Genomic DNA, 23,672 nt, shown 5'->3' with positions numbered 1-23,672 from the left:
CGTTGGCCTCCGGCCGGGCGGGGCCGGACCGGTCACGTCTGCTACAGGCGCACTCAGTGCGGGATGGCGACGCGGTTCAGTGCGGTATCGAGGCTGGCCTGGTCGGGAGCCGTCCCGGTGAGACGCTCGACGATGGCGGTGGCCGTTTCGCCGGCGATGGAACGAACGCTGCCCATGGCTTCGGCGGTACGGGTGCGGATCGTGGCTTCGGAGGCGGCGATCCTGTCGTTGAGCTCGGCCTCGAGGGTCTTGCGACGGGCTTCAGCCTCGGAGCTCAGGGCAGCGCGGGTCTCGGCGGCAATGGTGCGGGCCTTGGCCTGGGCGTCGGCCAGGGACTTCTCATAGGCGGCGCCGGCTGCCTCGGCCTCGGACTTCATGCGCTGGGCCTCGTCGAGATCGGACGAGAGGCGCGTGGCGCGGTCATGCAGGATCGCCTGAATGCGGGGCAGGGCCACCTTGTCCATCAGGTAGTAGAGCAGGCCGAAGGCCAGCGCGAGCCAGATCAGCTGCGAGAGAAAGGTATGGCTCTCGAAGGGCGGAAAACCGCCGCCATGTTCGGACGCGGGCGATGCCATGATGCCTTCATGGGTTGCGGTCGGATGGGCCGGCTGAGCCATGACGTCTTTCGCTCACAGTAAGTTCGTGAATGAGGACCGGGCGCGCGTCCAGGTGAATGGGGCGCCCGGTCCGGGTCTGCTGTCGGGACGACGAACGTCGCCTGTCTTAGACGGCGAACAGGAGGAGCAGCGCGACGAGCAGCGAGAAGATGCCGAGCGCTTCCGTCAGCGCGAAGCCGAGGAGCAGGTTGCCGCGCTGGCCGTCAGCGGCCGACGGGTTGCGAAGGGCACCGGCGTAGAACTGGCCGAAGAGATTGCCGAGGCCGATGGCGGCGCCCGCCATTCCGAGGCAGGCGAGGCCGGCACCGATGTACTTAGCGGCTAAGGGATCCATCAAATTGCTCCTGGTGTCGGTTCGTTCGTTGCGTGGAGAGAAATCCGGCCGCAACCGCGGACCGGGGACGGAAGGGGATACCGCCGGGGCCTAGTGGCCGGGGTGGAGGGCGTCGCTGAGGTAGATCGAGGCGAGCGTCGCGAAGACGTAGGCCTGCAGACCGGCGACGAGGAACTCGAGGGCCGTCACCGCGACGCTGAGAGCCAGCGGCAGCGGCGAGATCGCACCCCAAGCGCCCGCGGCGAGGAGCGCCGGCACGAAGCCCGCGAAGATCTTGAGGGCGATGTGGCCGGCGAGCACGTTGGCGAAGAGACGCACCGCGAGGCTGATCGGCCGCGAGACGAAGGAGACGATCTCGATGGCGACGATCATCGGCATCAGCCAGCCCGGCACACCCGAGGGCACGAACACTTTCAGGAACTTCGTGCCGTGGGCCATGAAGCCGTAGACGATGACGGTGGTGATCACGAGGAGCGCCAACGCGAAAGTCACGATGATGTGGCTTGTCACGGCGAACGCATAGGGGATCATGCCGAACATGTTCAGGACGAGGACGAACATGAACAGGGAGAAGATCAGCGGCATAAACCGCTCGGACCCGTGCCCGGCCGACTGACGGAGGGTCGATCCGATGAACTCGTAGAACACCTCGGCCACTGACTGCATGCGGCCCGGCACCACCGAGCGCTGCGCCGTCGCCACGATCGTGATCAGCGCGATGATCCCGACAGCGGCAAACATGTACAGCGCCGACTGGGTGAACGCGATTTCCTGATTGCCGATATGACCGAAGGATACGAGCGGCTTGAGCTCGAACTGGTGGATCGGATCCATCTTTACGGCCATTGCCGCTACCGTCCTTCTGTCCACGAGCGGGCGAGATGCCCGCTTTGCCTCAGGACCGCTCGAAAGCGGCAAAATTCGCCTGTCAGGACCGTTCCCGATCCCGGTTCTTGTCGACCGCGACTTTCGCGGCCGGCCTCGAGAGCGAGCCCGAGACACGCATGACGTTATAGACGCCGGTTGCGAAGCCCAGCATGAGCAGAACGATCAGACCCCAGGGCTTCGTCCCCAGAAACTGATCGCACAACCAGCCGAGAATGCCTCCGGCGAGGACACCGGCGATGAACTCCGTGGAGAGTCGCATCGCCAGACCCAAGGATGACGCCCCGTTGGAGGCACCAGCACCCGACGAGGGGCGGGAAGGAGCGGCGGGCCGCTTCTCCTCGATCCGTTTCTCGAGATGCTTCAGTCTCGCCGAGAGATCCTCGTCCGGTTTCTGCCGTCCATCTCCATTCCCATCCCCTGCGTCGTTACCGCTCACGGCGAAAACTCACATTGGCGAGAGTGGAGGGAACCGGCCTGAAACCCCGTCAAGCGCGGCGCACCATAGTTTCGCCCATCTTGAGTGTCAAGGCGCGCCGAACAGGCTTTAAGTCACTGTAAAATAACGATAAACCGGCCCTTGCGGCGATCTTGGACGATGCGCCCTGTGCATGAAGGGCAATCGGCGGCCAAGCTTGCGCCTCATGCGCCCAGAATCGGCTTGATGACCTTTTCCATGCCGTCGATCGTCATCTCGCCCTTGAAGCGCTCACCGTTAATGAAGAAGGTGGGCGTCGAGTCGACCTTGAAGGTGTCGAGCCCCTTCTGCTTCACCGCGTTCACGGCGGCGTAGAGCTTCTGATCCTTGAGACAGGTCTCGAATTTCTCCTTTGAGAATCCGGCCTGCCGCAACATCTGCTCCAGGGCATCCACCGGCGATTGCGGCTTCTGCACGTAGGCCCAGCCCTGCTGCTGGTCGAACAGCAGATCGGTGATGGGATAGTATTTCGCGTCGCCATCGCAGCGGGCCAGCATGAAGGCTGCGGTCGCCAGCGGATCGAGGGGGAATTCCCGCAAGGTAAAGCGCACCTTGCCGGTGTCGATGTAGCGCTCCTTCAACGCCGGCCACGTGTTCTTGTGGAACGCGGCGCAGTGGGAGCAGGTCATCGAAGCATATTCGATGATCGTCACCTTGGCGTCCTTCGGCCCCAGCCAGACGTCGCCGAGGGGGCCCGGCTCCATCAAGGAAGCGAGGTTCGCATCCTGGGCGAAGGCGTCGAGGGTCAGCCGGGGCAGGAGCGCGGCCGCGCCGATCGCCATGCCGGTGAGTTTCAAGGTGTCGCGACGGGTGATCATGATGTCGACGGGCTCCGCTCGCAGATCCGATCCATGCGGCTTGCGGTAGAGACCCGCGGACAATCTGACAAGACGCGACAGGCGGCTCCGCTTCCATGCGCCGCGACCTGCGACGGGCCGAAGGTGGGATTCAGCCGGATCGCGGCGGTGCAGAGGCGACGATCGCCACGCCGAGCCTGTCGAGCGCATCGCGCAGCGCGTCGTCGTCGATGGAGGAGACCGCCAACGCGACTTCGCCCCGCTTCACCGGATCAAGGGGCGGCACGACCCGCTTGCGAACGGCTTGATGAACGCGCCCCTGCTTGAGGACGAGCTTGCCGATGCAGGCCCAGCCGTAATGCGCGTTGATGCGCTGGATCACCACGGGAGCCAGATGCTGCAATTCCAGGGCGAAGACGCCCTCCACCCGCACCACGAGCGTGCCCGGATCCGGCCGACCCTGCTCCTCGCGGCGGGCGCGGCGGGGCCATTCGAGCTTAGAAGGCTGGCAGTAACGGGCGAGGCGCTCCCCGACGATATCGGGCCAGGCCGCGAGGATATCGGTGGAGGCGAACCCCTGCGCGGCGAAAGCCGGTCCGATGCAGGTCTCGATCAGCTCGGCGAGGGGTTTGATGCGGGCCATGAGCTCCGAGAGATTCCGATGCGGGCGGACGCCGCATGATAGCGTGAACGGCACCGGCTTTCGAATGCTTTGATCGTTCGCGGCCACCCTGTATGGACGGGCGCCCAACACGCCGGATCTCATGTCGCGGGATTTCATGTCACCGGACTTCACGGCAGCGCAGGGGGCATCCGCCCGAGGCCCGCGAGCCACCGACCTCCTCGCCTGGTACGACAGGCATCGCCGCGTGCTGCCGTGGCGTGCTTTGCCGGGCGAGGCGCCCGACCCCTATCGGGTCTGGTTGTCCGAGGTGATGCTGCAACAGACCACGATCGCAGCGGTCAAACCCTACTTCCTGCGCTTTCTCGAACGCTTCCCCTCTGTGGAGGCCCTCGCGGCGGCGCCGGAGGAGAGCGTCATGGCTGCTTGGGCCGGCCTCGGCTATTACTCCCGCGCCCGCAACCTCCATGCCTGCGCCAAGGCGGTCGCGGAAGCCGGCGTCTTTCCCGACACGCTCGACGGCTTGCGCAAGCTGCCCGGCATCGGCGCCTATACGGCCGGCGCTATCGCGGCGATCGCTTTCGACAGGCAGGAAGCGGCAGTGGACGGCAATGTCGAGCGGGTGGTGACCCGGCTCTTCGCCATCGAGACGCCGATCCCCGCCGCGCGCCCCGAGATCCGACTGCTGACGCAGAGCCTCGTGCCGGCACAGCGGCCCGGTGACTTCGCCCAGAGCCTGATGGATCTCGGCTCGACCATCTGCACGCCGAAGCGACCGGCCTGCGCCCTCTGCCCCTGGATGGCCCCCTGCGAGGCCCGCACCCTGGGGCTGCAGGAAACGTTTCCCCGCAAGATCAAGAAAACCAAGGGCGTCGAGCGCTATGGCGCCGCCTTCGTGGCGATCCGGAGCGGCGACGAGGCCGTCTTGCTGCGGACCCGCCCCCCCGAGGGGCTGCTCGGTGCCATGGCGGAGCCTCCGACCAGCGCATGGGAGAGCAGTTACGACGTCGCCCAAGCCCTGCTCGACGCTCCGTTGGACGCGCGATGGAAGCGGCTGCCGGGCGTAGTGCGCCACGTCTTCACGCATTTCCCGTTGGCACTGACCGTCTTCGTCGCCCGCGTCGGCCTCGCCACGAAGGCACCGGCCGGCATGCGCTTCACCCCCAGGCGCGACCTCGAGGAGGAACCGTTGCCCGGCGTCATGAAAAAGGTGCTGGCCCATGCGTTCGATCCGAAGCCCGAGGCCGTGAAGCGCGGACGGCCGAAGGCCATGCGGGCGGTCCAGGACACGCCACTCTTCGCAGACGTCGAGGCTCCGCCGCCCGAGCCGCGACCGAGCTTTCGCCCGGTGCCCAAGCCGGTGCCGCGAGCGGTGGCAAAGCCGCCGATCGAGGACGGGGAGGGGTTCTTCAACGAGCCCGAGGAAGCGCCCCCGCCCGTGGCGCCGCGCAAGCGCGGCAGGCCGAAAACGCGTCCTCAATAGGACAAGCGCGCCCCCCCTGCGGGAGAAGTCGGCTCGCGTCCGATCCTCTCAGCTTCGGAAGAACTAGGCGGCCGAGCCCATCGCGGCCCGCATCCGGCCCCGGAACACGTCGATCAGAACCAGTTTCCCGTCACGCTTGGCGTGCCAGAAATCCCAACCGTTGCAGGAGGGGAAGCCCTGGACGAGGGCGCCGATCTTGTGGATCGAGCCCATGGCCGGCCCGACCATCAGCGTCCCGTCGGGACGCACCACGGCTTCGTGGCGACCGCGCGCATCGGTGAGGATTTCACCCGCACGGATATGGCCGGCCTCGATCACGCTGAGGAAGGCGACACGGGGCTCGGCGCGCTTGGTCGGTGCGACGAGGAGGGCGGCCTTGGACAGGGGCTCCACGGCGTCGATCCGGGCGCGGGCCGCCTCGGCGTAGACCGTCTCCCGCTCGATGCCGATGAAGCGCCGGCCGAGCCGCTTGGCGACGGCCCCGGTGGTGCCCGTGCCGAAGAACGGGTCGAGGACCACGTCGCCGGCATTCGTCGCCGAGAGCAGGGTCCGGGCGAGCAGGGCTTCGGGCTTCTGGGTCGGGTGGACCTTCTGGCCGTCGGCGCCCTTGAGGCGCTCGTCGCCGGTGCAGAGCGGGATGAACCAGTCCGAACGCATCTGGACGTCGTCGTTACCGCCCTTCAGCGCCTCGTAATGGAAGGTGTAGCCCTTCGATTCCGCCGAGCGGGACGCCCAGATCAGGGTTTCATGGGCATTGGTGAAGCGCTTGCCGCGGAAGTTCGGCATCGGGTTGGCTTTCCGCCAGACGATGTCGTTGAGGATCCAGAACCCGAGGTCCTGAAGCACCGAGCCGACGCGAAAAATGTTGTGGTAGGAGCCGATGACCCAGAGGGTGGCGTTCGGCTTCATCACCCTGCGGGCGGCGGTGAGCCAGGCACGGGTGAACTCGTCGTAGGCAGCGAAGCTCGAGAACTGGTCCCAGGCATCGTCGACGGCGTCGACCCGGCTCTGGTCGGGCCGCAACAGCGAGCCGTCCCCGAGTTGGAGATTGTAGGGCGGGTCGGCAAAGACGCAGTCGACGCTTGCCGCCGGGAGGGCGTTCATGGCGGCGATGCAATCCCCGACGAGGATTTCGTCGAGGGGGAGACGCTGGGCGGCGGGTACGAGACCCATCCGCGGCGCCGACACGAGTCGCCCGGTACGCGAGACACTTTTCCGGGCGACGGTGTCGGCAACCGCGGTACGCAGGGAAGCCATGGCAAACACCGGTTACGCGACTGACCGGCAGACCATGGGGCCGTTAACGTAAAGGGCGGGTTGCCGGGGTGTAGACAATGCGTCTCGATTTGGGGCTGCAGATTTTGCCTACCCGCTCCGATACTGACGAATTTCCATCTCTTGCTTCATCGATTTAACTATCTGTTCACCCTGAAACTACGATCGAACGTAGATCAAGCAGTTGATTTCGAGTTCGACTTGGAGGTTCGTCCGAGTCCGTCGCGGATGCCTTCAGCCCACACGCAATCCATCGGCAGCGCGTCCGGAATGGTCGGGGTCACGGGCGACGCGCATCTCCCATGCACGGCGCGCCGGGTTACGGCGATGTCTCGCCATCGATGTGGCGGGGGCCGTGACGGCGTTGGAGAACGGGACCAAACCTGTCGACGACCGCCTCCCTTTGCTCTCACTATAGAATTTCAGCACACGTCTGATTTGCAAGATATTTAGATTTTATTCACACATTCTGAGACCGTCGGAGGCTAAAGAAGGCAGCCTCTGCCACATTCTACTGATCTCATTTCAGCCTTCATTGGCTCTATGTTCCGCGGCCTCTGCAACAGCAAAGGGAATGCGGATGAATATGAAGCCTGTTCGTTGGACCGCTGCCGCTATTGGAACCGCCATGTCTCTCGCCGCGCTCAGTGCACCGGCCGCAGCCCAATCCGGCGCGGCCTCCTGGTACGGCAGCGGCCGCAAGACGGCGAATGGCGAGCGCTTCAATCCGAATGGGATGACCGCCGCCCATCGCAGCCTGCCGTTCGGCACCCGTGTCCGGGTGGAGAACAAGCGCAACGGCCGCTCGGTGGTGGTGCGCATCAACGATCGCGGGCCTTTCGTGCGCGGCCGGATCATCGATCTCGCCAAGGGCTCTGCCCGAGCGCTCGGCATGGGCGGCACGACCTACGTCTCGCTCAAGGTCGTGAACTGATACGGAACCCGTGACATCATGGGCATGCCAGAGGATGGCGGTGCCGGGTCGCGACGACGTGCGGCATGTCCCATCTTCCTGACGCCGCATGGTGATTCCGCGCGAGGCGAGTTTCACTGCCGCGCTTGATCGACTAAGGGGCCGGTTGCCGTTGCATGGATGGCGATCGGCCCCATCTTGACGGCTGGATGCGTGTTTGAGGATGGTTCCCCCATGGCAAAGCCCCTGATCGTCGAGATTCCCCACGAGATCGGTCCCGTCGAGGCGAAACGGCGGATCTCGAACGGGCTGGACAAGGCGAAGGCGGCCTGTGCCAAGGCCGGAATCAATGTCGAGCACATGACTTGGACGGACGACCGTCTGAACTTCGCCATGTCGGCCATGGGCCAGAAGGTGGACGGCGAGGTCGACGTCCTTCCCGAGACGGTCCGTATCGAAGTGCGCCTGCCGATGCTGCTGGCCCTGTTCGCCGAGCGGATGAAGAAGATCATCGGCAAGGAAGGCAACCAGCTCCTGATCAAGAAGGGCTGAGGAGGGTCATCGGGGGAACGGCAACGGGCACTCGCCCGTTTCCAGCCCTCTCCCGAAACCTCGCGAGCAGGTGGCGTCGCCCATGTCGAATCCCGGCCCCATAGATCCCGCGCCCATCCCGGAAGCTCCGGTTCCCGATACGCCCTACGAGGCCCCCCAGACGCCGCCGCCGGCGCCCGGGCCCGATATCCCCGCGTCGACGCCGGCCGAGTCGCCCACCGAGAGCCCGACGGAGATCCCCGTGATCGATCCGAGCCCCGCTCCCGTCTCGCCCGATCCGTCGCCAACCGGCCCGGCTAACCCGACGATGTAGCCTCACAGGCAAAACCGCATTTGTTCGGGAGCGGCTGCGCTGCCATAAGCCCGCATCATGGCTGCTCCCCCGCTTCTCACCCTCCAGAACGTCGCGCTCACTTTCGGCGGCACTCCGCTGATCGAACAGGCCGACCTTGCGATTTCCCCCGGTGAACGGACTTGCCTCGTCGGCCGAAATGGCTCGGGCAAGTCGACGCTCATGAAGATCGCCTGCGGGCTCATCGAGCCCGACAAGGGCGTGCGCTTCGTCCAGCCCGGCACCACCATCCGCTACCTCTCACAGGAACCGGATTTCTCGGGCTTTTCCACCACCCTGGACTTCGTCGAACACGGCCTCACCCATGGCGACGACGCCTACCGCGCCCGTTACCTGCTGGAGAGCCTGGGCCTGACCGGCGCCGAGAACCCGGCGAGCCTGTCGGGCGGGGAGGGGCGGCGCGTGGCCCTGGCTCAGGCACTGGCACCCGAGCCCGACATCCTGCTGCTCGACGAGCCCACCAACCATCTCGACCTGCCGGCCATCGAATGGTTGGAGGCGGAATTGAAATCCGTGCGCGGCGCGCTCGTCCTCATCAGCCACGACCGGCGCTTCCTCTCGGCCCTGTCGAAAACCACCGTCTGGCTCGATCGTGGCATCACGAGACGGATCGAGCAGGGCTTTTCCACCTTCGAGGCCTGGCGCGACGCGTTCTTCGAGGAAGAGGAGCGCGACCGGCACAAGCTCGATCGCAAGATCGCCGACGAGGAGCATTGGCTGCGCTACGGCGTCACCGCGCGCCGCAAGCGCAACGTCCGGCGGCTCGGCAACCTCCACGCCCTGCGCAAGGACCGCCGCGAGGACCGCCGCCCCGTCGGCACCGCGACGATGACCTCCACCGAGGCGGAGAGTTCCGGCGCCCTGGTGATCGAGGCCAAGAATGCCGCCAAGGCCTATGGTGAGCGCCGCATCGTGGACGATCTCTCGATCCGGGTGATGCGTGGCGACCGGCTCGGCATCGTCGGCGCCAACGGCGCCGGCAAAACCACCCTCATCAACCTGCTCACGGGACAATCGGCACCGGATTCCGGCACCGTCGCCCTGGGCACGAACCTCAAGATGATGCTGCTCGATCAGGCCCGGGCCGTGCTGGACCCGTCGATGACGGTCACCGAGGTGCTCACCGGCGGCAGCGGCGACAGCGTGGTCGTCGGCGGCGTGAGCCGTCACGTCATCGGCTACCTCAAGGATTTCCTGTTCGCCCCGGAACAGGCCCGGACCCCGGTGAGGGTGCTCTCCGGCGGCGAGCGCAACCGCCTTCTCATCGCCCGGGCCCTGGCCCAGCCCGCCAACCTCCTGGTCCTCGACGAGCCCACCAACGACCTCGATCTCGAAACCCTCGACCTCCTGCAGGAGATGCTGTCGGATTATTCCGGCACGCTGATCCTGGTGAGCCACGACCGCGACTTCCTCGACCGCGTCGTCGGCAGCGTCCTCGTCAGCGAGGGGGAGGGGCGCTGGGTCGAGTATGCCGGCGGCTATACCGACATGGTGACGCAGCGCGGCCAGGGCGTCGAGGCGCGCAAGAGCGCCACGGCGCCTCGCCCCGACGGCAAGGTCAAGCCGGGACGCCTCGCCAGCACGTCCGCGGCCCCGGCGCCAAAGACGAAGATGGGGTTCAAGGACCAGCACGAGCTGAAGACCCTGCCGGAGCGAATCGCGAAGCTGCAGACCGAGATCGCCAAGCACCGCGCCGTCCTCGCCGATCCCCAGCTCTACAGCCGCAATCCGGCCCTGTTCCAGAAGGCCTCGGCGACCCTCGCGGCGGCGGAGGCCGACCTCTCGACGGCCGAGGACCGCTGGCTGGAACTGGAGATGCAGCGGGAAGGGTGAGGTGGGTCGCCATCCGCCCCGGACGCCCGGCAGAGCGCATCGGCTCGGGCTCCCCCGCTCGGTGACGCGCCCCCCCGACCGGGGGAAGCCAGCGGGACCATTTCCGACCCCGAACTGTCCGCATTGAGGAGAAGGACGAGAATCCCGGTCCCTCCGCCAGGGTCATGGCACCTCGCGGAGGGGCGAGAACGCTCCTGCCGAGACAGAGGGCACGGAGCGTTCACGAGACCTCCGCCCCCGATGGGACACCTGAGATCGCCGAGGCTTCCCGATAGCGGCCCCATGGCCGAGACCGTTCCCCCCGACATGAAATCTTCTTGACAAAATTCCTATTCCATGCCTATATACCCACACCTGCCGCCCAGCGAAGGGGGCCTGTCCGGTGACCGACCGGGTGGGCCGAAAGGGGCGGCGGGGCGGTGCCTGCGTCGGTGGTGTCGGTCGCCATCGCCCCGGGCGGCGGCTCGATAGTCTGGGGGCTCGGATGAGGGCGCGGTAGGTCGGGAGTTAAATGCCCCGGCACTGACCCTGATCTCGGCTGCCATGATGAGGTTTGCGGCCCCTCCAATACGAGAGGGCGTGCGGGGAGGGCGCGGTAGGTCGGGAGTTAAATGCCCCGGCACTGACCCTGATCTCGGCTGCCATGATGAGGTTTGCGGCCCCTCCAATACGAGAGGGCGTGCGGGGCAAAGTCCGTTCGAACAGCCGGGCTGGGATGCAACACGACCACCTCAGGCGCGACGCAACGCGAGGACCGCTGGAGACACCGCGACGCAAAAACAGGCCCCGGCGGGAANCGAACAGCCGGGCTGGGATGCAACACGACCACCTCAGGCGCGACGCAACGCGAGGACCGCTGGAGACACCGCGACGCAAAAACAGGCCCCGGCGGGAACGCCGGAGCCTGACGGGACGCCGGGGGACCGGCAAATACTTATAGCGCTCAATGGGTTCCGCGGCGTCCCGCGTCCCCTCTTGCGGTGCTCTTGGGTTTTCTCTTTGGCCATGCCCCCGGCGCTGTCGTGCGCGGGGGTGAAGGTGTGTGGACAAGGAAGGGGCGGCGATCGATGGGAATGAGCCGGCGGCGTCTTCAAGATGCCGCGAAGCGGGTGTCTGGTGGCGGCCGATCCCCGAGGTTCGCATTGCCCGCCCTCCCGTCCACCCACTCGCTCCGGAAATTCGGCTGGGCCGTCGGCCTGCCCGGACTGGCGCTCATCGTCGGCGTCGCGACGCCGTTCCTCGCCAGCCGTACGGAGCGGCGGCTCGACGAGACCGCCGGCCCGGTCGTGCGTGCAACGGCCGAGACGGGGTTGGAGCCCTGGCTGCGCCTGAACGTGCGGGGCCGTGACCTCATCGCCACCGGAGAGGCGCCGAACGAGGCCGGGCGCGTCGCTGCCCTCGACAGGCTCAAGCGCCTGCCCGGCTTGCGCCACGTGGTCGGGCGGATCGGTATCGTCGAGGATGCCTCGCCCTTCGTCTGGACGGCGACACGCACGAGCCCGGAACGGATCGAACTGACCGGCAACCGGCCTGTCGAGATCGGCCCGAGAGCGCTTGCCGCGAAGCTCGCCCCGGAACTTCCCTCCGAGACCAGGATCGTCGATCAGGCGAAAGCCGCGCGCGGGGCACCGCCGGACTTTTCCGCCGCCTCTGCCTTTGCGCTCGAACAACTGAAGCCGCTGGCTCCTGGCGCCAGCGCCACCATTGCCGACACCACCGTGTCGCTCAGCGGCGAGGCATCGACGGTGGCCGATTACGAGGCCGTCAGGGAGGCCTTGGCCCATCCTCCGACGGGCTTCACCATGGGCAAGGTCGACCTCCGGCCGGCGGTGACCCCCGATTTCCGGTTTGCGGTGACCCGCGAGCGCGGCGGCAACCTCGTCCTTTCGGGCAATGTCGTCTCGGAGACGGCCCGCGAGGAGATTCGCGCCCTGGCCGACGACGCCGCCGATGGCGCCACGGTGGACGACCGGATGCAGACCGCTCGCGGTCTTGCGGATGGAATCGATCCGACCACGCTCGGCCGCTTCGCTTTCCAGCTTTCGTCCCTGTTGCAGGACGGCAGCGTCACCTATGCCGATTCGCGCCTATCGGTCTCGGGGACCGCCCTCGACGGGCAGGCCATCGGCGAGATCGACGCGCTGCTGCGCGACGGGCGACCATCCGGCACCAGAGCCGGGCCGGTCGATCTCGCCGCCATGCCGCTCTCGCCCTATCGCTTCATGGTCCGGCGTGAGAGCGATGCGGTGACGCTGACCGGACACCTTCCCGACGGCGCTACGCGCGACCGTATCCTGGCGACGCTGCGACCGCGCTTCTTTCGCGAACGCATCGTCGACAAGAGCCGGATCGCCGAGGGCGCACCGCCCAACCTCGCCGGCGCCGTCGAGGCCGGCATCACCAGCCTCGCCATGCTCGCCACCGGCGACATCCGCCTCTCGGACAGGAGCCTCGCGCTGACCGGCGACAGCCTCTACCGCGAGAGTGCCGGTCGGTTCGAGGCCGATCTCGCCCGGCGGATGCCGGCCGGCTGGCAGGCTCAGGCCGAGGTGAAGCCGCCGCCCGGCACGACCTTGGACGACCCGGCGGCCTGCCGGAACTCGTTCGACCGCGCGATGAATGGGAGCCGCCTCGTCTTCGCACCCGGCGGCGTCACCCTGAGGGCGGAGTTCTATCCGACCCTCGACGCAGTGGCCTCGGCGGCGAAAGCCTGCCCCGGTCTGCGCATCGAGGTGACGGGGCATGCCGACCCGGCCGGTGCCGCAAGCGCACCGAAACCCGCCCTCGACGCAGGCGTGGAGAACACCTCTTCGGCAGAATCGGGGAAGCCTCGGGACGCCGACAAGGCTTCGAAGCCGGTGGTCGCGAAGGCCGACAAGCCTCACGCGAAGCCCGCCGATCCCAAACCGGCATCGGCGAAGGACGGCAAGGACAAGGCGACCGTGGATAAGGCGGCGAAGGAGAAGGACGCCAAGGCGGAGGCCCCGAAAGAGGCGAAACCGGCGGAGCCGGAACCCGACATCGCTCGACAGCGAGCGCTTGTGATCGTCGAGTATCTGCTTCAAGCCGGCATCCCGGCGGACAGGATCGTCGCCGCGCCCGCCGGTCGCACCAATGCCTCGGGGCAGGGCGTCGGCCTCGCCCTGCGCTCCTGAGAGATCGTCCCGATGCTCCTGCTTTTGACGATTCTCTGGCCCGCGCTCGCCGCCAGCCTCGCGCTGGGCACCGCCATCGGATGGCACTTCGGACCGCCACGCGACCGGCTTTCGACCACCATCGGGCTCGGACTCGGATTCGGGGCCGTTGCGCTCGCTGGGCTCGCTTTCAGCGGGCTCGTACCGGGCCGCCCCGGCTTCTGGGTGGAGAGCGCGGCGCTGAACCTGGCGGCCTATATCGTCGGCGCCGGAATTGGATCGCTGGCGAGACTGGCCCGTCCATCGCCGCCGAGGGCGTCGGGCATCGCCAGCGTCAGCGGCTCTCCTGACCGCCTCGCTTCATCGCCCAGACCCGCTGCCGGTGCCGAGCGGAGGCTTCGAGGGAAAGCTTCGGGATGAGAGGGGTCGGGGGAGGACAACCCCTCCGCTCACCGCGCCCCGCGCTGAAGGTCACCTTCGATCAGCAGCGCGCTCTTGCCTTCCAGGCGGCTGCGATAGACCTGCAGATTCTCCATCACGCGCTGGACGTAGTTGCGGGTCTCGGTGAAGGGAATGCGCTCGACCCAGTCGATGGGATCGACCCCGGTCCGGCGCGGATCGCCATAGGCGTCGATCCACTTCTTCACGTTGCCGCCGCCGGCATTGTAGGAGGCGAAGGCGAGGATGTAGGAGCCGCGCCAATCCTCCATCAGCTCGCCGAGATGAGCCTGGCCGAGGCGGGCATTGTAGGCGGGATCGCTGGTGAGGCGGTCCTGGTCGTAGGAGGCGCTGACCCGCCGGGCCGTGCGCTGGGCGGTGGCCGGCATCATCTGCATCAACCCGCGGGCGCCGACGCTGGATTGGGCGCGGGGATCGAACTGGCTTTCCTGGCGGGCGATGGCGAAGACCATGGCCTTTTCCACCAGGGGAACGGCGGCGGAGGCCTCGTAATCGGGAATGCCGATGGTCGGGTAGGCATGGGCGTCGAGGGGCAGTCCGCGTTGGACCGCGAGCTTGCCGATGGCCACGAGGGCGCGGGAATTTCTCACATCGACGGCGAGGTTGCCGAGCGCGCTGATTTCGGCCGGGTTGGTCAGACGGTTCGCCGTGTCGATGTAGAGCGGCAGCGCCAGATCCTTGAGCGAAGCCGCCTCGAGCATGCGCAGGGCCCGCGTGGTCAGGCGGTTCTCGAACGCCGTCGCGGCGGCGGGCTCGAGTTCCGAGACGACGCGCAGCGGCAGGCTCGCCTGTCCGAGCTTCGCCCGGGCGAGTTGCCCGTAATAGGCGATCGGCTGGAGCGCCGCGCGCTCGTAGAAGGTCTTGGCGAGGCCGGCATCGCCCGCCGCCTCGGCGGCGCGGCCCTGCCAATAGGCGACGCGGGCGAGGGAGATCGGCGTCTCGGCGATGGTCGCGGCCTTGGCGAAATGGCTGGAGGCCTTGGCCGGATCGTCGAGGAAGCGCAGGGCGATCCAGCCGGCATGGAACTCGGCTTCGATCCGCTTCTCCACCGTGCGGCCGCTATGGCCGGCGGCGACCTCGTAGGCGAGGCTCGGATTGCCGATATCGATGAGCTTGCGGGCGACGATCCGGCGCTCGACCCACCATTCGTCGCCATCCACGAGGACGTCGCCGTTGGTCGGGGCGGTGGCGAGGATCGCGGCGGCCTCCACAGGCTTGTCGGCCCGGCGGAGATACTGCGCCCGCGACAGGATGTAGGACGGATCGCTGCGGAGCGACGGCGGCACGGCGTTGAGCGCGGAAGCGGCCGACGAACTCTTGTCCTCCACGGCCCGGCGAGCCCGCACCAGACTGGCATAGCCGCCGCCGGCATAGGCAGCGGCCCGGCCGGCCGACTCGTAATCCTCCTTCAGGAGGGCGCGCTCCATGCGGAAGCGGTGATCGACGCGGGTGAGGACACCCGGAAAGGCGTCCATCACCTTGGTCTCGAGGGCGCGCCCGAAGGTCTCGGAGCGCCACAGGTCGCGGACCAGAGAGGCGGCGTCCTCGTCGAGGGCCTCCGCCCGGAAGGCGAGGGCAAGGGCGAACTTGCCCGGAGCGCTCGACGGGCGGGTGCCGGCGAAGAAGGCGCGCACGGTCGCCGGGTTCTTGCGCTCGGTGAGAAGCGCCTCCTCGGCGCGGCGGCGCAGGAGCGGACCCGCCGGCCATTCCGGGTTCGTCCGGGTGAAGGAGACCGTGCGCTCGAAGCCGATGCCGGAGCCGGCGCGGATCGCCACCCATTCGAGAAGCGCGAGGGCGGCGGGATCGGTGAAGCCGTCGCGCAGGCGGTCACCCTCGGACACCTTGCCGCGCCGATAGGCGTCGATGGCCTGGCGCAGAGCGGGGAGATCGACATCCGGCGCCACCTGGGCCGCGCGGGCGGGATCGGGCACCTCCGGAACGGGCGCGGCCGGAGTCATCGCCGCGTCGGGAAGCGGGAAGGCGATCGGCGCTTCAGGATCGGCGGAGGCATAGGCCTTGGCAGCGGCGGGCAGGGCCTTGCTCGGCGCGGTCTCGGCGCTGCGATCGTCCAGCTTCAAGGCGTCGGCCGCGACCGCATCGGTGGCGGCGGCCCGGCTGTCCGGCACGAGGACGGACGGGGCGACGGCATCGCTCGACGGCCGGGTGACGATGTCGTCCCCCTGGCCGGCCGCCACGGGGAAAACCGAGGCCGGCCCGATCCACATCGTCGTCCCCGCCAAGGCGACGGCGAGGGACACGGGGAGGGCGGCACGATAGGAGCGCGTCCAGAACGCCATGGTTCTTCCAGTCCCGTCGGATGCGGACATGCTTAAGCTGTCCCAGAGGGCATTAAGAAGTCATTAACTGCGCCGACGGACCGTTTGCGCGCGTGCAAGCGAGGCCCTATGTCTGCCCGTCCGCGAGAGCGGTGACGCGGCCGGCACACCGGCCCACCGAAAGATCGACGGCCGGGAACGCCAGGATGACCGACACCACGACCCAACGCCTCAAGGGCGCCATGACCGCCCTCGCCACGCCCTTTCGCGACGGTGCCTTCGACGAGGACGCCTTCCGCAAACTCGTGGTCTGGCAGATCGAGCAAGGCATCCATGGCCTCGTGCCCGTGGGCACCACCGGCGAGACGCCGACCCTGAGCCATGACGAGCACGACCGTGTCGTGGCCGCCTGCATCGCCGAGACCGCCGGCCGTGTGCCGGTCATCGCGGGGGCGGGCTCCAATTCCACGGCCGAGGCCGTGGAGCGCGCCGTCAATGCGGAGAAGGCCGGCGCGGATGCCGTGCTCGTGGTGACGCCCTACTACAACAAGCCGACGCAGGCGGGGCTCTACGCGCATTTCAAGGCCGTCAACGACGCCATCGGCATCCCGATCATCATCTACAATATTCCCCCGCGTTCCGTGGTCGACATGAGCGTCGACACCATGGCGCGGCTGTATGAGCTCAAGAATATCGCCGGCGTGAAGGACGCCACGGCCAAGCTCGACCGTGTCAGCCTGCAACGTCAAGCCATGGGTGAAGACTTCATCCAGCTTTCGGGCGAAGATGCGACGGCGATCGGATTCAATGCGCAGGGCGGCGTCGGCTGCATCTCGGTGGTCTCGAACGTCGCACCGCGCCTTTGCGCCAAATTGCAGGAAGCGACCCTGTCGGGCGATTACGCCACGGCCCTGCGGTTTCAGGACCAGTTGCTGCCGCTGCATGTGGGCTTGTTTGCGGAATCAAACCCGTCGCCGGTGAAATATGCCCTGTCGCGGCTCGGCCATATGAGCGACGAGGTGCGCCTGCCGCTCCTCACGGTCAGCGATGCCACCAAGGGCATCGTCGATTCCGCCCTGCGCCATGCCGGCCTGATCGACGGCTGATCACCCCTCGCAGGCGAAATGCCGGCGAACCATATGAATGTCGATCGGCCGCATCGCGCGGCCGATGACGGCACCAGCTTCCTTCCAGACAAGGGGTATCGGCGCGGACAGGCCGATGCCCCAGAACCGACGATGTGATGGCTCCCAAACCGCAAGACACCCGCCGCGTCGTCGCCGACAACCGCGCCGCCCGCTTCCACTACGAGATCTCGGACATCCTCGAGGCGGGCATCGCCCTGACCGGGACGGAGGTCAAATCCCTGCGCAAGGGCAAGGCGGCCATCGGCGAGGCCTATGCCGGGCCGTCGGGCGATGAGCTGTTCCTGTTCAACGCCTACATCCCGGAATATCTCGAAGCCAACCGGTTCAACCACGAGACCAAGCGCCCGCGCCGCTTGCTGCTCCACCGCAAGCAGATCAACAAGCTCATCGGCGCGACGAAGCGCGAGGGCTACACGGTGGTGCCGCTGAAGATCTACTTCAACGAGCAGGGCCGCGCGAAGATCGAACTCGGTCTCGGACGGGGCAAGAAGCTCCACGACAAGCGCGAGAGCGCCAAGGAGCGGGATTGGGAGCGCGACCGCGCCCGGATCATGCGCGACAAGGGCTGACCGACGAACGCTCCGTTGACGGGCGATGCCCGTCCCGCCAAGACACCGCCCATGACGACGAGCCCGATCCTCTCCGGATTGTATTACGCGCCGCTCCCCTAGCGGCGAGGTGCTTTGTCACGTCTCAACCGCCCCGGTCGTCGGCGGTTGACCCTCTTCCAAGCACCGCTGGCCCCTCGGCTCCATAGAGGTCAGTTCCGTGTCTTTGGCTACGTCCCCTTTATCACGCATCACCGTCGGGATCATCGGATTCGGCGCGTTCGGCCAGCTGATCGCCCAACATCTCGGGCGGTATTTCCCGCTGCGCGCCTACGATCCCGCCCTGCCGCAAGGCGACGATATTCAGGCATCTCACGGGCAGCACGAGTCCCGTCTCCTGGAAGACTACGGCGTTCACACATCTCGCGGGATGCGCGGGTCCCGTCTCTTAGAAGGAGAGGGACAGGGTGAGGTGTGTGACCTTTTCGGAGGCGGACCACACCTCACCCCAGCCCTCTCCTTCCAGGAGAGGGAGCCCGTCGCGCCTCATGTCGAACCCGCCTGGGAAGGGAGAACGACCGGCGACCAAATATGTGAATCCAGTACGCAGAAAGGGGCGAGGAAAGCCGGGGTGCGGCTCGCCTCGCTCGCCAAGACGGCCACCTGTCGCGTCGTCGTCCTGGCCGCTCCAGTCTCCAAACTCGCCGAGGTGGTCTCCGCCATCGGACCTCACCTGCGGCCGGGCGCCCTCGTCCTCGATGTCGGTTCGGTGAAGATGGTCGCCGCGAGGATCATGGCAGACGGGTTGCCCGATCACGTCGAGATCGTCGCGACGCATCCGCTCTTCGGACCGCAGAGCGCGCGTTCGGGCGTGAAGGGGCTGAAGATCGCCGTATGTCCGATCCGGGGGAGGGGAGGCCGGCGTACCGCGGCTTTCCTGCGCAAGCAGCTCGGCCTCGACATCATCCTCACGGACCCGGAGGCACATGACAGGGCCGCCGCCTCGGTCCAGGGGCTGACCCATCTCATCGCAAAGGTCTTCGTCGAGATGGAGCCGCTGCCGACCCGCATGACGACGAAGAGCTTCGACCTGCTGATGCAGGCGGTCGGCATGGTCAGGCACGATGCGCCGGAAGTCTTCGATGCGATCGAGCGCGCGAACCCCTATGCGGCGGATGTCCGCCGCCGGTTCTTCGCGCACGCCTCGCGGTTGGAAGCGGAGCTGTCGGCTCAGGGCGCGGACGCCACGGGCTGAGAGCGATGCTCCGGATCGGTGCCGAGGAGGCGGTCTGCCGCGCTTCCCCGGTGACAGATGTCGTTACTGTTCGGTCGCGTCGTCGCCCTGGCGGATACCGTAGCGGGTTTCCAGACCGGGATTGGGACGCGCCGCCGGCCGTTCGGCCACGTCGCGCGGCAGGTCTCGCGGAATGTCTCGCGGCAACTCGCGCGGACCGCGCGCCGGACCGTCGCCCAGGCTTCGGACGCCACGCTCGCCGGGGTCGCGACCGACCCGGGGAATGAGATGGACGAGGTCGACGAACTCGTCGGCCTGCCGACGAAGGTCGTCGGCAATCATGGCCGGCTGTGTCTGGATCGTCGAGACTACGGTGACGCGGACGCCGCGCCGCTGCATCGCTTCCACCAGGGAGCGGAAATCGCCGTCGCCGGAGAACAGTACCATGTGGTCGATGCGGGGCGCGAGCTCGAGGGCATCGATGGCCAGCTCAATGTCCATGTTGCCCTTGATCTTGCGACGGCCGGCGGAATCGGTGAATTCCTTGGCCGGCTTCGTCACGACCCGGTAACCGTTATAGTCGAGCCAATCGATCAGCGGACGGATCGATGAATATTCCTGATCTTCCACCATCGCGGTGTAGTAGAAAGCTCGTATCAAATTATCGCGAGCCTGGAATTCCTTAAGCAGCCGGCGATAGTCGATATCGAAACCGAGTGCCTTCGTTGCCGCATAAAGATTTGCCCCGTCTATGAACAGGGCGCTGCGCGGTTGTGCGCTCATTGAATGATCCATTTTCTCATCAGATTTTTCACATGTAAAGCAAGAAAGTCCGAAAGCTCAGCGCTTCACAAGAAGACTTGCAAATTCGAATGCTTGATAACGCAAAGAATTTGATCCTAATAATCAAATCATAAATAAAACCAAGAATTAGCAGGTCACCGGAGCTACCCGCTTATCATATCCTTTGTTATTGTCCGAGCGCGGCGCTTGTCAACCATGACCTGTATGCAATCACCAGAGAAATCGAATGAAAGCTAGGTCTGCCTGCAATATTCCGCTTTGCACAACTGATATGCCTAATTGCATACCAGAAAAACGACTACCTTAAGTTTCTAATCTTGCTTAGGATCAGCCCGGTGCTTTCACTCGGCTGCCGGGCTTGACGGCAGGCAGCGCGGCGAGTTCCGGCGGCAGCGCGTCCGCAGGATAGACCGGAATGTCGAGGGTGACCAGGGAGACCATGGGAAGGCCGATCTCGCCGCGCCCGCCCGAGCGGTCGATGAGACACGCCGCGCCGATGACTTCTCCGGCCTCGGCATGGAGGGAGGCGAGGCATTCGCGGGCGGAGAGGCCCGTGGTCACGATATCCTCCACGATCACCGCGCGCTGGCCGGCCGGGATGCTGAAGCCGCGACGAAGGGAGAATGGCCCACCGGGATCGCGTTCGACGAAGATGGCGCGCGCCCCGAGATGGCGGGCCGTCTCGTAGCCGGGCACGATGCCGCCGATGGCGGGGGACACGACGATGTCGATGGGGCCGAAACGGGCGACGATGACCTCCGCCAGGGCCTTGCACAGTCGCTCCGTCCGGACAGGGTCGGAGAAGATCGCCATCTTCTGCAGGAAGACACCGGAATGGAGCCCGGAACTAAGGACGAAATGCCCTTCGAGCAGGGCACCCGCCTCGCGGAATTCCGCGAGCACCGCGTCTGGCGTCATGAGAAAAGTGTTCCTAGGATGAGACGGTCCAGCGGGGTTTGTGGCAGCGTGGACCACGAGGCGCAAGGCGCCCAGACCCGCCGGGGGCCTTCCCACACCAACGCCTGGTAAACAGAGCGTTACGCGGCGGTGATGGCCGACGACGCATCGCCGGAGCACGACCGTTCAGCCGTTGACCCGGTCGACCTTGCTCACGGTGCGCTTGCCGCGCAGCTCGGCGACGATGGCGTTGAGGTGCTTTAAGTCCCAGACGGAGAGATCGATGACGATCTCGGTGAAATCCTGGGTGCGCCGCTTCATCGAGACGTTGTCGATATTGCCGTCGTGATCGGCGATGACCTGCGCGATCTGGGCAAGAACGCCGGGCTCGTTGATCGATTGCAGGGCGAGGCGCGCGGGAAACCGCTCGCTCCCTCCCGCCTCGACATCCCAGCGCACGTCGAGCCAGCGCGACGGCTCGTTGTCGAAATCGGCGAGCGCCGCCGACTGGATCGGATAGATCGTCACCCCGACGCCGGGCGTCAGGATGCCGACGATGCGGTCACCCGGCACCGCGCCGCCATTCGGGGCGAAGCTCACCGGCAGGTCGTTGTCGAGGCCGCGGATCGGGATGGCGTCGGCACGGCCCATATCGGCGGCGCCTTCGGGGAAGGTCAGGCGCATGGCCTGCCCCTTGGCGAGGCTAAGACGCCCCGCCCCTCCATCCATGGGCTGCTGCAGCGCGGCCGGGCCCGTGCGACGCTCCTCCTTGTGGTCGGGATAGACCGCGCGCACCACGTCGCCCGAGAACATCTCGCCACGGCCCACCGCCGCGAACACGTCCTCCGTGCTCTGGCGCGCCAGACGGGGAAGCGCGCCCCGCAGCTTGTCCTCGGAGAAGCTCTTGGCCGCCCGCTCGAAGGCGCGGTCGAGGATCTGGCGGCCGAGGCCGGCATATTGCCGCCGCACGGCCGAGCGGGTCGCCCGCCTAATCGCGGCGCGTGCCTTGCCGGTGACCACGAGGGATTCCCAGGCCGCCGGAGGCGATTGCCCGTCGGCCCGCGCGATCTCAACCTCGTCGCCATTGACGAGCTCGATCAGCAGCGGCGCCATGCGGCCGTTGATCTTGGCCCCCACCGCCGTGTTGCCCACATCGGTATGGACCGCATAGGCGAAATCGATGGGCGTCGCGCCGCGCGGCAGGGCGATGAGGCGCCCCTTCGGCGTGAAGCAGAACACCTGGTCCTGGAAAAGTTCGAGCTTGGTGTGTTCGAGGAACTCCTCCGGGCTGTCGCCCTCGGCCAGGAGCTCGATGGTCCGCCGCAGCCATTGATAGGCGCCGCTCTCTGTGGCGAGGCGCGGATGGACGCCGCCGATCTCGTCCTTGCCGCCGCTCTCCTTGTAATGGGCATGCGCGGCGATGCCGTACTCGGCGATCTCGTCCATGGCCGCGGTGCGGATCTGCAGCTCGACGCGCTGGCTCTTCGGCCCGATCACCGTGGTGTGGATCGAGCGGTAATCGTTCTGCTTCGGGGTGGAGATGTAATCCTTGTAGCGGCCCGGCACCATCGGCCAGGTGGTGTGGACGACGCCCAGGGCGCCGTAACATTCGGACAGGGATTCCACGATGATGCGGAATCCGAAGATGTCCGAGAGCTGCTCGAAGGCGACCGATTTGCGCTCCATCTTGGCGGAGATCGAGAAGGGCCGCTTCTGCCGCCCCGTGACCACGGCGTTGATGCCCTGCGCGGCGAGCTTTGCGGTGAGATCCCGCTCGATACTCTCCACCAAGCGCTCCGACTTCACCGCGAGATCGGCCAGCCGCTGGGCGATCGTCGCGTAGATCTCGGGCTTGAGGTTGCGCAGCGCGAGGTCTTCGAGTTCCTCGCGCAGTTCCTGCATGCCCATGCGGCCGGCGAGCGGCGCGTAGATGTCCAGCGTCTCCTGGGCGATCCGCTCGCGCTTCTCCGGCTTCATGTGGTGGAGCGTGCGCATGTTGTGCAGGCGGTCGGCGAGCTTCACCAGCAGCACGCGCACATCCGCCGCCACGGCGAGCAGGAGCTTGCGGAAGTTCTCGCCCTGCGCCGCGCGTTTCGAGACGAGGTCCAGGCGCTTGAGCTTGGTCAGCCCGTCTACCAGGGCGCCGATCTCGGGGCTGAAGATCTCGCTGATCTCGTCGAGGGTGGCTGCCGTGTCCTCGACCGTATCGTGCAGCACGGCGGCGACGATGGTGGCGTCGTCGAGCCGGAGATCGGTGAGGATCGCGGCGACTTCGAGGGGATGGGCGAAGAACGGATCGCCCGAGGCCCGCTTCTGCGTCCCGTGGGCCCGCATCGCATAGACATAGGCGCGGTTGAGAAGGGCCTCGTCGGTGGCGGGATTATAACGCCTCACCCGCTCCACGAGCTCGTACTGGCGCATCATCCGCCGCAACACCCTTCACTCATCGTCACTGCCCGCCTCTGTCTCATGTTGTCCCGCATCGCGACCGGGCACGCCAGCCCCATGGCGCCGCATGACACCGGTTTCTCGCGCCGAACAACGAAAAACCCGGCGCATGGCCGGGTTTTCGCGAGATTGTCAGTAAAACAGGATCGTCAGTCGAAAACGGGTCGTCCGATCACTCGGCCTCTTCGTCCGTCTCGGTGGGCGGAGCGAGGTTCTCGAGGCCGCGCAGCAGATCCTCTTCGCTCATCCGGTCGAACTGGACGGCGCCGTCGTCGCTGGAGGATTGCGGCGCCACGGCGGCGGCGGCGGGCGAGCTCGACAGCAGCGGCACCGTCTCGGCCTCCGGCTCGTCGACCTCGACATATTTCTGCATCGAATGGATGAGCTGTTCCTTGAGGTCGTCGGCCGTGATCGTCGCGTCGCCGATCTCGCGCAGCGCACAGACCGGGTTCTTGTCGCGGTCGCGGTCGATGGTCAGCGGCGCTCCGGCGGCCAGCAAACGGGCGCGGTGGCTCGCGAGCAGGACGAGCTCGAAACGGTTCTCGACCTTGTCGATGCAGTCTTCAACGGTGACGCGAGCCAT

At 66.8% G+C, this 23,672-nt stretch carries 22 protein-coding genes; 9 read left to right on the top strand and 13 right to left on the bottom strand.

Going from position 1 to position 23,672, the window contains the following annotated elements:
* Nucleotides 1–53: 53 nt before the first annotated feature.
* The 6 genes from ASF26_RS14255 to ASF26_RS14230 form a co-directional block, all read right to left on the bottom strand.
* Nucleotides 54–617, bottom strand: a complete 564-nt coding sequence (locus tag ASF26_RS14255) for an ATP synthase subunit B (RefSeq protein ID WP_056255215.1) — start codon at nucleotides 615–617, stop codon at nucleotides 54–56.
* Between the two features lie 106 nt (nucleotides 618–723).
* Entirely contained in the window at nucleotides 724–951 is a 228-nt protein-coding gene (locus ASF26_RS14250) for a F0F1 ATP synthase subunit C (RefSeq protein ID WP_018044493.1), read from the bottom strand.
* A 90-nt stretch (nucleotides 952–1,041) separates the two neighbouring features.
* Nucleotides 1,042–1,797, bottom strand: a complete 756-nt coding sequence (locus tag ASF26_RS14245) for a F0F1 ATP synthase subunit A (protein ID WP_018044492.1) — start codon at nucleotides 1,795–1,797, stop codon at nucleotides 1,042–1,044.
* 82 nt (nucleotides 1,798–1,879) lie between these two features.
* Entirely contained in the window at nucleotides 1,880–2,275 is a 396-nt protein-coding gene (locus tag ASF26_RS14240; RefSeq protein WP_056255212.1) for an AtpZ/AtpI family protein, read from the bottom strand.
* A gap of 203 nt (nucleotides 2,276–2,478) precedes the next feature.
* Nucleotides 2,479–3,132: a DsbA family protein gene (locus ASF26_RS14235; RefSeq protein ID WP_026176049.1), complete on the bottom strand. Its 654-nt coding sequence runs from the start codon at nucleotides 3,130–3,132 to the stop codon at nucleotides 2,479–2,481.
* Between the two features lie 130 nt (nucleotides 3,133–3,262).
* A complete protein-coding gene (locus tag ASF26_RS14230) occupies nucleotides 3,263–3,754 on the bottom strand; it encodes a DciA family protein (RefSeq protein ID WP_056255210.1) in 492 nt (163 codons plus the stop codon).
* Between the two features lie 136 nt (nucleotides 3,755–3,890).
* Here ASF26_RS14230 and mutY point away from each other — a divergent pair, with 136 nt between their 5' ends.
* Nucleotides 3,891–5,216 (top strand): A/G-specific adenine glycosylase, encoded by a 1,326-nt coding sequence (mutY, locus tag ASF26_RS14225; protein ID WP_056255795.1) that lies wholly within the window; start codon nucleotides 3,891–3,893, stop codon nucleotides 5,214–5,216.
* 63 nt (nucleotides 5,217–5,279) lie between these two features.
* Here mutY and ASF26_RS14220 read toward each other — a convergent pair whose 3' ends face one another.
* The gene (locus ASF26_RS14220; protein ID WP_274534496.1) at nucleotides 5,280–6,473 is read right to left on the bottom strand and encodes a site-specific DNA-methyltransferase; all 1,194 of its coding nucleotides are present in this window, start codon (nucleotides 6,471–6,473) and stop codon (nucleotides 5,280–5,282) included.
* Between the two features lie 646 nt (nucleotides 6,474–7,119).
* Between ASF26_RS14220 and ASF26_RS14215 the strand changes: the two genes are divergently transcribed.
* The 5 genes from ASF26_RS14215 to ASF26_RS14195 all read left to right on the top strand — a co-directional run bounded on the left by ASF26_RS14215 (nucleotide 7,120) and on the right by ASF26_RS14195 (nucleotide 13,695).
* Nucleotides 7,120–7,425 carry a septal ring lytic transglycosylase RlpA family protein gene (locus ASF26_RS14215; protein WP_018044485.1) on the top strand — a complete coding sequence of 102 codons (306 nt, stop codon included), beginning with the start codon at nucleotides 7,120–7,122 and terminating at the stop codon, nucleotides 7,423–7,425.
* Nucleotides 7,426–7,638: 213 nt separating this feature from the next.
* Entirely contained in the window at nucleotides 7,639–7,956 is a 318-nt protein-coding gene (locus tag ASF26_RS14210; RefSeq protein ID WP_018044484.1) for a polyhydroxyalkanoic acid system family protein, read from the top strand.
* Nucleotides 7,957–8,326: 370 nt separating this feature from the next.
* On the top strand, nucleotides 8,327–10,141 hold the full coding sequence (locus ASF26_RS14205) for an ATP-binding cassette domain-containing protein (protein ID WP_056255207.1): 1,815 nt from the start codon (nucleotides 8,327–8,329) through the stop codon (nucleotides 10,139–10,141).
* Between the two features lie 1,142 nt (nucleotides 10,142–11,283).
* Nucleotides 11,284–13,296, top strand: a complete 2,013-nt coding sequence (locus tag ASF26_RS14200; RefSeq protein ID WP_056255204.1) for a BON domain-containing protein — start codon at nucleotides 11,284–11,286, stop codon at nucleotides 13,294–13,296.
* 12 nt (nucleotides 13,297–13,308) lie between these two features.
* Nucleotides 13,309–13,695: a hypothetical protein gene (locus tag ASF26_RS14195; protein ID WP_056255201.1), complete on the top strand. Its 387-nt coding sequence runs from the start codon at nucleotides 13,309–13,311 to the stop codon at nucleotides 13,693–13,695.
* Between the two features lie 29 nt (nucleotides 13,696–13,724).
* Here the strand turns inward: ASF26_RS14195 and ASF26_RS14190 are convergent, their stop codons facing one another.
* The gene (locus ASF26_RS14190) at nucleotides 13,725–16,031 is read right to left on the bottom strand and encodes a lytic transglycosylase domain-containing protein (RefSeq protein WP_056255198.1); all 2,307 of its coding nucleotides are present in this window, start codon (nucleotides 16,029–16,031) and stop codon (nucleotides 13,725–13,727) included.
* A 185-nt stretch (nucleotides 16,032–16,216) separates the two neighbouring features.
* On the opposite strand from ASF26_RS14190, the gene dapA reads away from it, so the two are divergent.
* Entirely contained in the window at nucleotides 16,217–17,116 is a 900-nt protein-coding gene (dapA, locus tag ASF26_RS14185) for a 4-hydroxy-tetrahydrodipicolinate synthase (RefSeq protein WP_056255194.1), read from the top strand.
* A gap of 137 nt (nucleotides 17,117–17,253) precedes the next feature.
* Nucleotides 17,254–17,727, top strand: a complete 474-nt coding sequence (gene smpB, locus ASF26_RS14180) for an SsrA-binding protein SmpB (protein ID WP_056255191.1) — start codon at nucleotides 17,254–17,256, stop codon at nucleotides 17,725–17,727.
* A gap of 223 nt (nucleotides 17,728–17,950) precedes the next feature.
* Here the strand turns inward: smpB and ASF26_RS22750 are convergent, their stop codons facing one another.
* The gene (locus tag ASF26_RS22750) at nucleotides 17,951–18,091 is read right to left on the bottom strand and encodes a hypothetical protein (RefSeq protein WP_156462997.1); all 141 of its coding nucleotides are present in this window, start codon (nucleotides 18,089–18,091) and stop codon (nucleotides 17,951–17,953) included.
* Nucleotides 18,092–18,136: 45 nt separating this feature from the next.
* On the opposite strand from ASF26_RS22750, the gene ASF26_RS14175 reads away from it, so the two are divergent.
* On the top strand, nucleotides 18,137–18,961 hold the full coding sequence (locus ASF26_RS14175; protein ID WP_280136358.1) for a prephenate dehydrogenase/arogenate dehydrogenase family protein: 825 nt from the start codon (nucleotides 18,137–18,139) through the stop codon (nucleotides 18,959–18,961).
* Between the two features lie 63 nt (nucleotides 18,962–19,024).
* Here ASF26_RS14175 and ASF26_RS14170 read toward each other — a convergent pair whose 3' ends face one another.
* The 4 genes from ASF26_RS14170 to rpoZ form a co-directional block, all read right to left on the bottom strand.
* Nucleotides 19,025–19,723, bottom strand: a complete 699-nt coding sequence (locus ASF26_RS14170; RefSeq protein ID WP_056255183.1) for an NYN domain-containing protein — start codon at nucleotides 19,721–19,723, stop codon at nucleotides 19,025–19,027.
* A gap of 348 nt (nucleotides 19,724–20,071) precedes the next feature.
* Nucleotides 20,072–20,662, bottom strand: a complete 591-nt coding sequence (pyrE, locus tag ASF26_RS14165; RefSeq protein WP_056255180.1) for an orotate phosphoribosyltransferase — start codon at nucleotides 20,660–20,662, stop codon at nucleotides 20,072–20,074.
* Nucleotides 20,663–20,827: 165 nt separating this feature from the next.
* On the bottom strand, nucleotides 20,828–23,065 hold the full coding sequence (locus ASF26_RS14160; protein ID WP_056255177.1) for a bifunctional (p)ppGpp synthetase/guanosine-3',5'-bis(diphosphate) 3'-pyrophosphohydrolase: 2,238 nt from the start codon (nucleotides 23,063–23,065) through the stop codon (nucleotides 20,828–20,830).
* A 196-nt stretch (nucleotides 23,066–23,261) separates the two neighbouring features.
* The gene (rpoZ, locus tag ASF26_RS14155; RefSeq protein WP_018044472.1) at nucleotides 23,262–23,672 is read right to left on the bottom strand and encodes a DNA-directed RNA polymerase subunit omega; all 411 of its coding nucleotides are present in this window, start codon (nucleotides 23,670–23,672) and stop codon (nucleotides 23,262–23,264) included.

It is taken from the genome of Methylobacterium sp. Leaf93, from assembly GCF_001422345.1.
Taxonomy (GTDB): domain Bacteria; phylum Pseudomonadota; class Alphaproteobacteria; order Rhizobiales; family Beijerinckiaceae; genus Methylobacterium; species Methylobacterium bullatum.
The sequence above is the reverse complement of the archived record's forward strand: the minus strand, read 5'-3'. Positions and strand labels throughout refer to the sequence as shown.